At 66.2% G+C, this 13,219-nt stretch carries 12 protein-coding genes; 4 read left to right on the forward strand and 8 right to left on the reverse strand.

What is annotated here, in order from left to right; all coding sequences use genetic code 11:
* Positions 1–26 precede the first annotated feature (26 nt).
* The 6 genes from ACTNFJ_RS11105 to ACTNFJ_RS11130 form a co-directional block, all read right to left on the reverse strand.
* A complete protein-coding gene (locus tag ACTNFJ_RS11105) occupies positions 27–1,826 on the reverse strand; it encodes an AAA-type ATPase lid domain-containing protein (RefSeq protein ID WP_444711777.1) in 1,800 nt (599 codons plus the stop codon).
* A gap of 279 nt (positions 1,827–2,105) precedes the next feature.
* Positions 2,106–2,519, reverse strand: a complete 414-nt coding sequence (locus ACTNFJ_RS11110; RefSeq protein ID WP_435906340.1) for a Fur family transcriptional regulator — start codon at positions 2,517–2,519, stop codon at positions 2,106–2,108.
* Positions 2,520–2,551: 32 nt separating this feature from the next.
* Positions 2,552–3,364: a metal ABC transporter permease gene (locus ACTNFJ_RS11115; RefSeq protein ID WP_435906341.1), complete on the reverse strand. Its 813-nt coding sequence runs from the start codon at positions 3,362–3,364 to the stop codon at positions 2,552–2,554.
* Positions 3,361–4,221 carry a metal ABC transporter permease gene (locus tag ACTNFJ_RS11120; RefSeq protein ID WP_435906342.1) on the reverse strand — a complete coding sequence of 287 codons (861 nt, stop codon included), beginning with the start codon at positions 4,219–4,221 and terminating at the stop codon, positions 3,361–3,363. The genes ACTNFJ_RS11115 and ACTNFJ_RS11120 overlap by 4 nt, the downstream gene beginning before the upstream one ends.
* A 2-nt stretch (positions 4,222–4,223) precedes the next feature.
* Complete coding sequence (locus ACTNFJ_RS11125; RefSeq protein ID WP_435906343.1) at positions 4,224–5,018, reverse strand: metal ABC transporter ATP-binding protein; 795 nt, start codon at positions 5,016–5,018, stop codon at positions 4,224–4,226.
* Positions 5,015–6,175, reverse strand: coding sequence for a metal ABC transporter substrate-binding protein (locus ACTNFJ_RS11130; RefSeq protein WP_435906344.1), 1,161 nt, complete (start codon positions 6,173–6,175; stop codon positions 5,015–5,017). Before ACTNFJ_RS11130 ends, ACTNFJ_RS11125 begins: the two co-directional genes overlap by 4 nt.
* Before the next feature lie 63 nt (positions 6,176–6,238).
* Between ACTNFJ_RS11130 and ACTNFJ_RS11135 the strand changes: the two genes are divergently transcribed.
* Positions 6,239–6,361 (forward strand): hypothetical protein, encoded by a 123-nt coding sequence (locus ACTNFJ_RS11135; protein WP_435906345.1) that lies wholly within the window; start codon positions 6,239–6,241, stop codon positions 6,359–6,361.
* Between the two features lie 56 nt (positions 6,362–6,417).
* The gene (locus ACTNFJ_RS11140; protein WP_435906346.1) at positions 6,418–7,842 is read left to right on the forward strand and encodes an amidase; all 1,425 of its coding nucleotides are present in this window, start codon (positions 6,418–6,420) and stop codon (positions 7,840–7,842) included.
* A gap of 91 nt (positions 7,843–7,933) precedes the next feature.
* Here ACTNFJ_RS11140 and ACTNFJ_RS11145 read toward each other — a convergent pair whose 3' ends face one another.
* Positions 7,934–9,163 carry a glycosyltransferase gene (locus tag ACTNFJ_RS11145; protein WP_435906347.1) on the reverse strand — a complete coding sequence of 410 codons (1,230 nt, stop codon included), beginning with the start codon at positions 9,161–9,163 and terminating at the stop codon, positions 7,934–7,936.
* 116 nt (positions 9,164–9,279) lie between these two features.
* On the reverse strand, positions 9,280–10,011 hold the full coding sequence (locus ACTNFJ_RS11150) for a maleylpyruvate isomerase family mycothiol-dependent enzyme (RefSeq protein WP_435906348.1): 732 nt from the start codon (positions 10,009–10,011) through the stop codon (positions 9,280–9,282).
* A gap of 204 nt (positions 10,012–10,215) precedes the next feature.
* Between ACTNFJ_RS11150 and ACTNFJ_RS11155 the strand changes: the two genes are divergently transcribed.
* Complete coding sequence (locus ACTNFJ_RS11155; protein WP_435906349.1) at positions 10,216–10,425, forward strand: heavy-metal-associated domain-containing protein; 210 nt, start codon at positions 10,216–10,218, stop codon at positions 10,423–10,425.
* A 293-nt stretch (positions 10,426–10,718) separates the two neighbouring features.
* Complete coding sequence (locus ACTNFJ_RS11160; RefSeq protein WP_435906486.1) at positions 10,719–13,139, forward strand: heavy metal translocating P-type ATPase; 2,421 nt, start codon at positions 10,719–10,721, stop codon at positions 13,137–13,139.
* Positions 13,140–13,219: the final 80 nt, after the last annotated feature.

Consider the following 13,219-nt stretch of genomic DNA (forward strand, 5'->3'; position numbering starts at 1 on the left):
CGCACCTGCGGCTGGTCGTCGCTGAGCTAGAGGTCGAGCCCCCGGCTCCGGAAGAAGTCCATCCGCCGATATAGTGTCGAGCGACCTATCTGCAGCATTGAGGCTGCAAGCCGACGATTCCCTTTCGCTTCACGCAGAGCGCTACTCAACTCACTGTATTCGGCTTCCTCGAGTCTCGACAACCGCCCCATAGACGCAACCCGTTGGAACGAACTCGGCAGGTCATCCATGGTCGCCTCACCACCACGTGATCTCTCTAAGGCGTTGATTACAATAGACCGCAATTGCTGGACGTTTCGCTCCCAGTCGGCGTTCATCAGGGCGGAGAGCATTTTCCGCGAAAGGGTCTTCTCGCCGAGGTCTGCTGCAAAAGCCTGCGCGAGGAGCGGGATGTCCTCACGACGATTACGAAGCGGCGCAATCTCGAGCTCCACTGCGCCACTGAACTCTGCAATGCGAATAGTGGTGGGGGTCGATCGATGCGCGGTCAGAATCACCGTGGACGTCGGATGCCCACCGAGTGTCCGAACAATTTCGATGCCGTCGAGCTGACTGAGTTCATCCGCGTGCCCGATCACGAGCGTGTCTGGGCTGGCCCCAAGGGCCTGACCAAGCTCTTCGGTCAGCGGCAACGAGCTGCTCCGGTTGCGGGCGTCGACAAACACGCTGCTTCCGCGGAGCGCGGCAATTGCTCCAGCCAGTCGTCGCTTGCCGGTCCCCGCCTCTCCGATCACTACCACGGACCGTGACTGTTCGACGGCGCGGGCAGCCAGGGCGAGCGTCGCCTCGAACTCATGACTCGCGCCAACAAGTCGCTGTCGCAACTGAGCGAGCGCGAACGATTCTTGAACCGGTGTCTCTTCGCGAGCAACGCCCGCAGAACGACGCAGGTGTCGTTGCTCGACACGAGGTCGAACCGTCACGATGGCTCCAACACTCGCGCCCGAAAGCTGCACTGCAGTCAGCGTGAGCTCGGCCGATCCGAGCCCATGTAGCGTCACGTTCGCAGTGCTGGAACGACCGGAAGACATGACCGACTTCGCGTAACCTTCCACGATCGCGAGATCGTTCTCTTGCAGGCGCGATGTCGCGGCGGCATTCATGAGCGAATTCTTGCCGTCCATCGCAATGATGGGCGTGTCTCCGCGCCGACGCGTCACCATCAAATATTCGTCGAGAAGCGCACGCTCCTTCGAGGAAGTGCGGGTCGCGATGTCCTGCTCGATTCTCGACGAAACCCCCTCAAGCATCAGCAGCGTCGATCCTGGATCGATCTGTGAAACTCGCGCTTCCGGAATCGTGAGACCCACAACGGCTCGTACCCGGTTATGGAACGGATCTCTGATCAGTGACCCGAAGCACCAGTTCCCCCGCATGTCTTCTCGAAAGTGCTCCTCAGGCGCGAGCCAGACTCCACGCCCTTCTTCCAGGGCCAGACCCTCGCCATTGCTGCCACAATTCTCTTCGAGCAGCGAATAGCCCTCCGGAAAACTATCATCAGCGCGGAGGAAACTCGGATGGATCAGTGCACCGTTGGGCGCGGTCAGACTCACGTAGCCTCCGAGATCAGAAGCCATCTCGTCGAGTATCCGCAAGTGCGGTTCCGCGGCACCGAGCGTGTGCTCGTCAACTCGACCGTCATCGAACAGGCCACGATTAGCTGATCCGTCCACGCCCGCGGCCCGGCTGCGGTACCACGACCGAGCAATCATCGGTCGCAAACCAGACACTTCGGCATCCAGGGCCGCAAGGATCGAATCTCGTGCTCGATCTGCGATCCGGAACTCTTCGACGCGTCGGGTCGAAGCAACAGCATGACCAGTCATCTCGCACCTCCTGATTCTCCACACTGAGTGTCGGAATGTGCGACCAAAGTAACACAGATACCTCTTGATCAAATGTCTCAAAAAGTTGAAAACAGGACATTCGAATTATCAGTACGTCCTAAGCTCAGGCCACCTGTTGATGAGGTGCAATAGGCCGCATTGGCTGGAAGAATGCCTGGTGCATGTCGAACTTTTTGGCTGGGGTGCGTCGGAACTTCCATCAACCGGAGGCCTCAACCTAGATCCACGGGCCGCGGCAGGAGCCGCCCCGCGAGCCACCTACGAACCGGTGCCTCGCTGACAATCTGCGCACACCCCGAACAGATCCACGACGTGCTCGATGTCGCTAAAGCCGTGCTTGGCGCCCACACGACTCGACCACTCCTCGACCACACTCGCCGCGAGCTCCCGGGTGTCGCCGCAGCGGCGACAGATGAGGTGATGGTGGTGACCCTCCATCGCACACGAACGAAACAGGTTCTCGCCCTCGGGCGACTGCAGCGAGTCGGCCTCGCCCGCATCGGCAAGACCGGCAAGTGCGCGGTATACGGTCGCGAGACCGATTGTGGATCCCGCTTCGCGCAGTTCCTGGTGCAACTGTTGCGCACTGACGAAGCCGCGCGCCTGGGCGAGCGCCGCCCGCACCGCCTCGCGCTGCCACGTGTTGCGCCGTGGTGGGGTTACTTCTGTCATGACCCGATCACCTCTCCATCACTTCTCTGAGGCTACCCGTTTGTGACCGGCCGGCGCGTACGCGCCGCGATCCACTGTGCCACAAAGGCGAGCAGGAAGACGCCGGTGGTGACGAGCCCGATCGCACCCCCCGCGGCCACATCGAATTCGCGTGATAGCCAGAGCCCGGCAAGACCCGATGCGACACCAATGAGCGCCGCGATCGGCGGGATCAGCCACAGGTTCGGGGCCAGAAGGCGCGCGGTCGCGGCAGGTGCGACGAGGATCGCCACCCCGAGAATCGCACCGACCGCGGGCATCGCGACCACGACCCCGGCCGCCACGATGCCGGTCACTACGAGTTCGACCGGCCACGTCCGGAAGCCCGCCGCGGCGAACCCCACCGGGTCGAAGGTGTGCAGCAGCACGCCGCGACCGGCCACGAGCATCACGAGCAATGCGAGCACCAGCACCACCGCGGTGGCTGCGACGTCGGCGGTCGTCACCGCGAGCGGAGAGCCCACGAGGAGCGCCTCGACCGGCACCCCGAGCCCGGGGTTCAGCGCGGCGAGGAGCGTGCCGAGGGCAAACCCGAACGACAACACGACCCCACTCGCGACTTGCTTGCCCTGGCCCGGGATGCGAGCGAGCAACGTCATGATGAGGACGAGGAGGCCCGCAAAGAGCGCCTGCCCGATGAGCAGGTTCCAGCCGACGAGGGCAAAGACGACGCCGCCGGGGAACGTCGCGTGGCTGAGCGCGACCGCGAAGAACGAGCGGCGGCGAAGCACGATCAGGGTGCCGACGACCCCGGAGAGCAGGCCGAGCAGCGTGATCTCGAGTGCCGCGAGGGCGAAATAGCTCATGCGCGGCCTCGCGATCCACCAGCGAAGGCGAAGCGGGCCATCGCGGCCAGGCCGTAAATTGCGACGAGCAACAGCACGACCACGGCACCGGGAGACACGGTCGCGCCCGCGTCTACCGACCAGGTAAACGACAGCCACAGGCCGAGCACACCGGCGACGAGCGGTACGAGGATCGCGACCGGTACGAGCAGCGCGAAGCGCGGCGTGAGCAGGCGTGCGGCGGCCATCGGCACCGTCAGCAGCGCGATGACCATGAGCACCCCCAGCGCCTGCACCCCGGCGACGACGAGCAGCGCGACCGCGACCCCCAGCGCGAGGTCGGTACGCAAAGCGCGAAAGCCCGCGGCCTCAAATCCCTCCGGGTCGAACGCACGAAACAGCTGGGCTCGCGCCGTGAGCAGCATCACAGCAACCGCCGCGATCGCGACGACCACGGTCTGCCAGAACTGCGCCTCGGTGACCGTGAGCAGGCGCCCGAAGAGCAGTTCCTGCAGCTGCGAAACGTACCCCTCCTGCCGCGACACCAGCACCACGCCGAGACTGAAGAGACCGGTCAGCACCACCGCGATCGACGCGTCGGCCCCCAAGCCCCCGCGCCGTTCGAGCACCGTGAACAGCACCGCAGCGGCGAGCGCCGCGATCACCGCGCCGGGCAGCAGGCCGGCCGTGCCTCCGATCGCGGCCCCCACCACGAGCCCAGGAAACACCGCGTGCACCAGCCCATCGCTCACGAACTCCAGCTCGCGCAGGCTGATTCCGAGGCCAACCACCCCGGCAGCGATCGAGAGCACGATCACTGTGGCGAGCCCGCGCGCCATAAACGGCAGCTGGAACGCCTCGAAGAAGCCGAACTCCACGGCTACTCCGTCTCGCGGGTGGTGGTGACAGTGTGCTGGTCCAGCTCAACCGTGGTGTCTTGGAATGCGTGCTTCACGGCCTCGAGCGTGAGCGCCTCGTCGAGCGGGCCGAACGCGGCCGGATGGCCGGGCTGGCCCGGTTTGTGACCGGTGGCCAGCAGGAGCACGTGGGTGCATGCCTCTTGCGCAATCTCGAGGTCGTGCGTCGACACGATCACAGTGCGACCCTCGGCGCGCAGCTCGCGGACCAGTTCGAGCAGCGTGTCGCGGTTTTCGCGATCCAGCCCGTTAAATGGTTCGTCAAGCAGCAGTAATTGTGGATCGGAGGCCAGCGCCCGGGCAAGAATGCCACGTTGCTGCTGCCCGCCCGAGAGCTCACCGAAGCGCTGGCCCACGAGAGAAGCCAGCCCGACCCGGTCGAGCGCCTGATCCACGGCCGCGCGCCCCGCGCGCCCAACCGGGCGAAACGGACCGAGGCTGCGATACAGCCCCATAGTCACGACCTGACGGAGGGTGACGGGGAGTTCGGCATCGCGGCTATCGGCCTGTGGCAAGGTGCCAATATGTCTCCGGGCACGCACTGGGTCGGTGCCCAGCACCTCGATCTCGCCGGCGGTGAGCTCGGCGAGGCCGAGAATGCCGCGGAGCAGCGTCGACTTGCCCGATCCGTTTGGCCCGATCAACGCCACGGCCGATCCACTGGGAATATCGAGTGTCAGGTCAGAAACGCGCGTGCGCCCCGCGTAACCGAAGGCGGCTCCACGCAGGGCGACGGCGGGGGTGACGGGGTCGGTCATTGCAGGACCGACGGCAGCTCATCGGGCGCCGCCCCCCACGCTTCCAAAATCAGGCGAGTGTTGTGAATCGTGGCATCGATATAGGTCTCGGCCCCACTCCCTGATGCCCCAAGTGAATCCGCGTAGAGCGATTCCGCATCGACCACGGTGACCCCGGCCTCCTGAGCGATGGTTTGCGCGAGTTTCGGACTCATCGACGACTCGACAAAAACGGCCTTCACCCCGTTTTCCGTGATGCTCGCGACGAGCTCATCGATCTGCGCCGCGCTCGGCTCGGCATTGTCTTCGAACGACGGCAGGATCGAGCCTGCGAACGCAATGTCGTAGTCGTGCAGGTAGTAGCGCAGTGAGTCGTGGCCGCTCACGAGCACGCGGTCCGCCTCGGGTACACGGTCGAACTGGGCGGCAATCCACTCGTCGAGTGCGTACAGGCGCTCGGTGTAAGCGGCGGCATTCTCGGTGAAAAGCTCGGCGCGCTCGGGATCGGCAGCCCCGAGGCCCTCAGCGATCTCATTCACCATGTCGGCAGCATACTGCGGCGAGGTCCACAGGTGGGGGTTAATGTCGCCGTGATCGTGGCCGTCGTGCGATTCTTCAGCTGACTCGGTCGCCTCTGAGGCGTGGCTCTCCGTGGTGTGATCTTCCGCCGCATGATCGGACTCACCATCGCCATCGTGGTCATGATCATCGACGGCCTCTGCCGCATGGTCATGGTCACCGCCGAACCCCTCTGCGGTAATCTCCTCCGCCTCGTGTAGGTCGATGCCATCGCCCGCGACGATGATCGTGCCATCGAAGCCTGACGACTCGACCGCACTGTCAATAAAGGTCTCGAGGCCTGCGCCGTTCACGATGAGCACATCGGCACGCCCGAGTTCGAGCAGGTCGGCTGGCGAGGGATCGAAGTGATGAGCCGATGCGCCAGCTGTGAGCAATCCGGTGAGGGTGATGTCGTCGCCACCGACCTGACCTGCGAAATCGGTGAGCTGCGTGGTGGTGGTCACCACGCGCAGAGTGCCGGCCTCGCCTTCGGCGCCAGAGTCGCCAGATCCGCTCGTGCAGCCAGCGAGCGCGAGTGCGGCAGCCGCGGCGAGCGAAACGGCGGTAAGCGCGCCCAGGCGAGTCGGGCGGATGGTGCGAGAATCTGCGGTGTTCACGGGGAACCTTTCACGTGGCCACGTCGGCCAGCCTAAATGAGAACGAGTCTCACTCTAACCCTAATGAGAACAGTTCGCAACAAGGTCAATCGCGAGCGCGCAGATGGCAGCCAGTGGATCTCGCACGGCGGCCTGCCCCAGGTACTCGTCGCAGGCGGGTTACACCCTCTCAAGGGGTTCGACTGAGCCACGCACGCGGGCCGCGAACCGGCGAAGTCGGCGCTTGAGCCTACGCTGGAGTCGTGCCAGTGTCCGAACCCACCGCCCTTGAACTACGTGACGCGCTCCGTCGCCGAGAGATCACCGCCACCGAACTCGCTGAATCTGCTCTCGCGCGCGTCGAAGAGCGCCCGGATCTTGGTGCGTTCGTCAGCGTGAACGCAGAGCTCGCGCTCGCAGACGCGGCCCGGGCGGATGTGCGGATCCACACCACCGCCCCCCACGACCTGCCGCCGCTCATCGGGCTTCCGACCGCGCACAAAGACCTGATCGACGTGCGCGGCTTCGTCACCACGCACGGCTCGCGCGCCATGCCGCACCGCCTTGCTCAGGCCGACGACCCGATCGCGACTGCCGTCCGCGCAGCCGGAGCGATTACCATCGGCAAGACCCAAGTGCCCGAATTCGGCATCGCCGGATACTCAGAAAACGCGGTGGCCCCGCCGGCTGCGAACCCGTTCGACACGTCACTGACGGCGGGTGGATCGAGCGGCGGCACAGCAGCCGCTGTTGCCGCTCGGCTCATCCCAGCGGCCATCGGCAGCGATGCGGGCGGATCGATCAGAATCCCCGCCGCGGCTTGCGGTCTCGTCGGGCTGAAGCCGGGGCGAGGGGTGGTGCCAGCGGATCGCCTCCGCGGCGCAACAGACCCTGCGGGGGCACCGACGATGGGCGTCTCCGGCCCGATCGCGCGCACTGCACGCGACGCGGCGCTGTTCCTCGACGCGATTCTGGGAGGGCGCGGCGAGCCGACCCTCGCCGCAGTGAACCGCGCGGAGGAGCTGCGCGGCCTGCGTGTCGGAGTGAGCCTCGCCTCGCCCTTTGAGGAGTGGATCGAGATCGGTTTCTCGGCCGAGGCACACGCGGCCGTCGCGGCCGCGACCACGGCGCTCGAGGCAGCCGGACACCACGTCGAGGCGGCGGCGATCCACTACGAACCGCAGTACCCGGAAGCCTTCACGACTGTGTGGACCGCGGGGCTCGGGCGTATCAATTTTGCGCCGGGTGCCGAGGCGTTGCTCGGGGACCTCGCGCGCATGTTCCTCGAACGCGCGCGTCGCACCTCCCCCGAGGCGCTCGGCGCAGCCGTAGAGGGCCTCCGCTCATTTGCGGCGAGCGCGTCCCGGCAGTGGGCACAGTACGACGTGGTGCTCACACCGGCACTCGCCACCCTGCCGCCAGCGCTCGGGGCTTTCACCGCCCGCGGGCCGGAGGGCGACTACCGGTTGCAGTGCCAGTGGGCACCGCAGACCTCGATGGTCAACGTTGCCGGCCACCCCGCGGCCACCGCACCGACCCATTGGACCGCCACCGGCCTCCCCATGGGCGTGCAGCTCATCGGTCGTCCGGGAAGCGAGGCGCAGCTCTTGCAACTTGCCGAGCAACTGATGGATCCGCTCCCGGCGCGGACCGCGAGCGGTGGAAGAGCGTTCACTTCTCGAGATTGAAATGCAGCTTCTGAGCCCCGAGCCTGGCCGGGTCTGGCGGGAGCGACGGAAAATCCGTCGCGGATGGATCGGCGAGGGATCAAGCTGCCCTTCAATCCCCCGCGAGAAGCTCTCGGTAGACCGCGATGAGGGCTTCGGTCGAGGCACGCCAGGAGCGAGTGAGGGCGCTCGCGCGGGCTGCGCGGCCCAGCCGGTCGATGCGATCGTGGTCGCGAAGCAGCGCGTCGATCTCAGCTGCCCACACGCGCGGTTCGTCGCTGTCGATGAGCAGCCCGGTCTCACCATCGAGCACGGCCTCACGCAGCCCGCCCGCCGCGCGCGCTAGCACGGGCACCCCCGAGGCTGCGGCCTCAAGCGCTACGAGCCCAAACGTCTCGGAGTGCGAGGGAATCAGCACCAGGGTTGCGTGCCGCAGCCGCTCGGCAAGCACGCCACGGTGCAGTGCCCCGTCGAAGGAGGTCGTGGCGAGCATCCCAGCGTCCGCCACCGCCAGATGCAGCAGCCGCACATAGGCATCGCCATCGGGCGGCGGCGCCCCCACGATGCGCAGCGACGGGCGCCGCTCGGGCGCGATTGTCGCCACGGCCGCGATGGCCAAGTCGAACCCCTTCAGCGGGTGCAGCCTGCCCGCGACGAGCACCTCGGGCAGACCGCCGTGCGCGATCCACTCGCTGCCCTCTGCGCGCTCGCGATCGGTGCAGGGTCGAAACACCTCGGTATCAACACCGGGCTCAACTACCCGCACACGCGCGGGATCGCCGCCCAGCCGTTCGAGCACCGTCGCCCGCTCGGCCCGACTGACTGTGACGACCAGGTCGGCCTCGCGTGCCAAGAGCTGCTCGCCGGCGAGCCTGCCGGGCGCCTCGGGTCGTTCCCCCTCGGTCAGCGGAGTCGCCTCGGGGGCAGCGATGCTGTGGTAGCTCTGCACCAATGGCACACCTGTGGATCGCGCGACTGGCAGGGCCGCAAGGCCTGAATACCAGTGTTCGGCGTGGAGGAGATCGGCAGGGTGATCCACCAGGTGTGCAGCCAGCGCCTCGCCGAACGGCGCAATCAGCACCTCGTGCTCCCCCTTTGCAAGCAGCCGCGCGGGCCCCGCATCGAGGTGATGCACCGTGAGGCCGGGAGCAAGAGCGACCTCAGCGGGGAGCTCAGGCGAGCTGCGACGCGTGACGATCTGCACCTCGTGCCCGAGGCGCGCCAGCTCAGCGGCCTGCGCGCGAATCACGACGTTCATGCCACCCGCGTCTTTGGTGCCGGGCTCGTCGAGCGGCGAGGTGTGCAGCACCACAAAGGCGATGCGCAGCGAGGCATTTTCCATCCTTCGACCGTACCTCAGGTGAGATCCCCTCGCGGGCCGGTCGTCGCACAGCACAAGGGGACACGTTCTGCGCTCCACGGCGGTCCCCACGACCATTCGTGTCCCCATGAGTAAAGCTAGAGGCTGGTCGGACCCTCGAGAAGTGCTCGTGCGGCCTCACCTTGAATGTGGAGTCTGTCAATTGGGGTACGACCCCACAGGGCGAAGTAGAGATCTTGAGCAGTGCCCTCAATCGTCGCGTCTGCCGCGGCACCCGTGGTGAGCAACTCGGGTGTCTCTCCTGGGCCCACAACCCAGGTGGAGCCTATATCTCTTGCAGTGATGCGGATGTTCTCCCGCACATCAGGCGGTGACCCATTTGACACCAGTCGGCGAAAGAAGACCGTCAGCACCTCCTCGATGCCGTCGGCGGCGAGCTCGGCAGGCAACTCCGGTTCGGCCTTGGCACATGCCCTCGCGAGATCGCAGGTGTGCACAATAACTTCATGCAGTTGACGGCGGATCCAAAAAGCCGCAGTCTCATCGATCGTGTCGAAGTTCGGAACAGGCTCGTTTGGCTCGACCGCTCTCAGCGCGGCAACGAGCGCTGTACCCGTGCCCGAGTACCAACCAGATAGCCCCCCGTGAACGACGGGGCGGGGCTTGCGTGCCATCTGACCACTGAGCACGATGGCGGCGGCCCAACGATGAATCGTGCCGAGGTGAATAACGAGGTCGCGAACGTTCCAACCCGGACAGGTCGGAACCTCTTCTTCTCCGCTCGTCTGTGAGAGCAGTCCGGTGAACCTGGCGATCGCGGCCTCAAGCGCGTCGATCGCCCCGTTTTCATTCACAGTGAGTGCGTCCACACGCAGGAGCCTACCGGCGGACCCCTCGCTCGTCCGCTCGAAAGAGGGAATATGGATACACGAGTTGGCGTTGCAGCCGATAGGTACCCCCGGCGGGTATGTGGATCCTCTCGCATACGCGAGAGACTGGATGCATCGCGCACGAGATCCCCAGCCGAGGGCACCCGACGAGAAATAGACCTAAACGACTGAACGGAGCACCCCATGGCAACCACCGAATACATCGTCACCGGAATGACCTGTGGCCACTGCGAGCAGGCCGTCCGGGAAGAGGTGGGTCAGGTTGCTGGGGTGACGGGAATTGAGGTCGACGCGAAGACCGGTCACCTCACCGTGACGGGCGACTCCCACGTCGACGACTCCGCGGTGCTCGCCGCGGTCGACGAGGCTGGGTACGCCGCCGAACGGGCCTGATCCACCCCGCTGCCCTGTGGCCCCACGGCCCCACGGCCCCACGGCCCCGCAGCCCCGCTGTCCCGCAGACCCTCAGCCCTGCAGCCCCGCAGCCCCGCAGCCCCGCACGCAGTGGACAACTTCGCGACCTTGGTGCCAGCCGAAGCTCGCGAAACCGTCCACCCGACCGGTAACGCCCCAGCACCACACCACCCGCACTCAGAGAACGAAGGCCCACCGTGGCACCCGCACCCGCAGCCGCACCCGCACCGATCCCGACTCCGCCCACGAGCTACGAGCTCGAGATCGGCGGCATGACCTGCGCCTCATGCGCGCTGCGCATCGAGAAGAAGCTGAACAAACTCGACGGCGTCGAGGCTGCGGTGAACTACGCCACCGAGAAAGCACGCGTGCGCGTGCCCACGGGCTTCGACCCCCAGCTCCTCGTCGCCGAGGTCAAGAAGACCGGTTACACCGCCCACCTGCCCGCTCCGAAAGCACCCGCCCCCCGCAAGGTGACAGTAGATGTCGCAAACAACGCTGGTAAACGACATCTTCTGTCAACTCATGTGGAGGGTGACCCCCGCACCCCACGAGATCCCGAACTCGCCTCCCTGCGGCAGCGGCTCATCGGCTCGATCTGGCTGTCGGTGCCGGTAATTCTCATCTCGATGATCCCGGCTCTGCAGTTCACCTACTGGCAGTGGGCAGTGCTCACGCTCACCGCGCCAGTGGTCGTGTGGGCGGCCTGGCCGTTCCACCGAGCCGCGTGGATCAACCTCCGGCACGGCGCCACCACCATGGATACCCTCGTCTCGGTGGGGGTCAGCGCTGCCTTCCTGTGGTCGCTGTATGCCCTGTTCTTCGGGCACGCGGGGATGCCCGGAATGACTCACGCCTTCGAGCTGACTGTGCGCCCCAGTGACGGCGCGGGCAACATCTACCTTGAGGTCGCCGCCGGGGTCACCATGTTTCTGGTGGCCGGACGCTACTTCGAGAAGCGATCGAAGCGGACGGCGGGTGCCGCCCTTCGGGCGTTGCTCGAGCTGGGTGCCAAGGACGTGGAGGTGGTGCAGCGGGGCTCCTCGGAGGCAGTGGCAGCAACGGCGGGCGAGACGGGCGAGACGGCCGAGACGGGCGAGGCGGGCGAGACACCCACGACGGTGACTGGACGCGCAGAGGCACGGACAGGACTGGCCTTTCCTCGAGTCGGCGAACGCCTCCCCATTGAAGATCTCCGCGTGGGCGACTATTTCACCGCGCGCCCAGGCGAGAAGATTGCCACCGACGGCGTGATCGCCGAGGGGCACACAGCGATCGACGCCTCAATGCTCACGGGCGAGTCAGTACCGGTTGAGGCGGCGCCCGGCGACGCGGTCACGGGCGGCACCGTGAGCACGAGTGGCCGCATCGTCGTGCGGGCGACACGCGTAGGCAGCGACACCCAGCTCGCGCAAATGGCGAAACTCGTCGAAGACGCTCAGTCGGGCAAGGCCGAGGTGCAACGCCTCGCCGACCGCATTTCGGGCGTCTTCGTGCCCATTGTTATCGGCCTCGCGATCGTAACCCTCGTCGTCTGGATCCTGCTCGGCAACCCCGCGGCGAGCGCGTTCACCGCAGCGGTTGCGGTGCTCATCATCGCTTGCCCCTGCGCCCTGGGCCTAGCGACCCCGACCGCGCTTCTCGTCGGCACGGGCCGAGGCGCACAGCTCGGCATCCTCATCAAGGGCCCCGAGGTGCTCGAATCGACCAGGCGCGTCGACACGATTGTGCTCGACAAGACCGGCACCGTGACGAGCGGCAAGATGACCCTCACCGATGTACTGCCCGCGATGAGTGTGGATCGAACTGAACTGCTGCGTCTGGTCGGCGCGCTCGAGCTCGCATCCGAGCACCCCATCGCGCAGGCCATTGCCCTTGGGGCAGCCAAACAACTCCAGATTTCCCGAGTGGATCTGCCCCCCGTCGAATCGTTCCGCAACGTCGCAGGCACGGGAGTCACCGGCGTCGTCGACGGCACTCCGGTGCTCGTCGGCCGGGCGTCGCTTCTCACCGAGTGGGCGATCCTGGAAGACCCCGAGCTTATGGCGACAAAGGAACGCCTCGAGCACGAAGGGAAGACTGCCGTCATCGCCGCCTGGGACGGGCGCATGCGTGGGGTCGTCGCGGTTGCCGACACAGTGAAGCCCTCGAGCGCTGAGGCGATCCGCCAATTTCAGGCATTGGGGCTGGAGCCGATGCTGCTTACTGGCGACAATCGCGTGGTCGCTGAGCAGATCGCTAGCGAGGTCGGGATCTCGCGGGTCACCGCGGAAGTGCTGCCGGGCGACAAGGTCGACGTAATCAAGGCACTCCAGGCAGAGGGTCGCGTGGTGGCGATGGTCGGCGACGGGGTGAACGACGCGGCCGCGCTCGCACAGGCGGATCTCGGCATGGCGATGGGCACGGGCACCGACGCGGCCATCGAGGCAGCCGACATCACCCTGGTGCGCGGAGACTTGCGGAGCGCGAGCGACGCGATCCGCCTCTCGCGTCGCACCCTTCGCACGATCAAGGGCAACCTGTTCTGGGCTTTCGCCTACAACGTAGCGGCGATTCCGCTCGCTGCGCTGGGCCTCCTGAACCCAATGATCGCGGGCGCTGCGATGGCGTTCTCGAGCGTGTTCGTGGTGGGCAACAGTCTGCTGCTCCGGCGGTTCCGGAGTGCCTCCAACGAGTCGACGCCAAGTTCCTGAGTTGGCCGATGTGACCGGCGACGAGGAACAGCCCGTGCAGGGGCCAGCCGACTCCCCCGCGTGCGCATCCGGTTTCAGCA

It is taken from the genome of Leucobacter shiyiweii (assembly GCF_052446065.1).
In the GTDB taxonomy this organism is placed as follows: domain Bacteria; phylum Actinomycetota; class Actinomycetes; order Actinomycetales; family Microbacteriaceae; genus Leucobacter.

Excerpts from the sequence above, each read along its gene's own strand:
- ACTNFJ_RS11115 (WP_435906341.1), bottom strand. The coding sequence starts at position 3,364 with ATGAGCTATTTCGCCCTCGCGGCACTCGAGATCACGCTGCTCGGCCTG.
- ACTNFJ_RS11110 (WP_435906340.1), bottom strand. The coding sequence starts at position 2,519 with ATGACAGAAGTAACCCCACCACGGCGCAACACGTGGCAGCGCGAGGCG.
- ACTNFJ_RS11155 (WP_435906349.1), top strand. The coding sequence starts at position 10,216 with ATGGCAACCACCGAATACATCGTCACCGGAATGACCTGTGGCCACTGC.
- ACTNFJ_RS11145 (WP_435906347.1), bottom strand. The coding sequence starts at position 9,163 with ATGGAAAATGCCTCGCTGCGCATCGCCTTTGTGGTGCTGCACACCTCG.
- ACTNFJ_RS11125 (WP_435906343.1), bottom strand. The coding sequence starts at position 5,018 with ATGACCGACCCCGTCACCCCCGCCGTCGCCCTGCGTGGAGCCGCCTTC.
- ACTNFJ_RS11135 (WP_435906345.1), top strand. The coding sequence starts at position 6,239 with ATGAGAACAGTTCGCAACAAGGTCAATCGCGAGCGCGCAGATGGCAGC.
- ACTNFJ_RS11160 (WP_435906486.1), top strand. The coding sequence starts at position 10,719 with ATGACCTGCGCCTCATGCGCGCTGCGCATCGAGAAGAAGCTGAACAAA.
- ACTNFJ_RS11105 (WP_444711777.1), bottom strand. The coding sequence starts at position 1,826 with ATGACTGGTCATGCTGTTGCTTCGACCCGACGCGTCGAAGAGTTCCGG.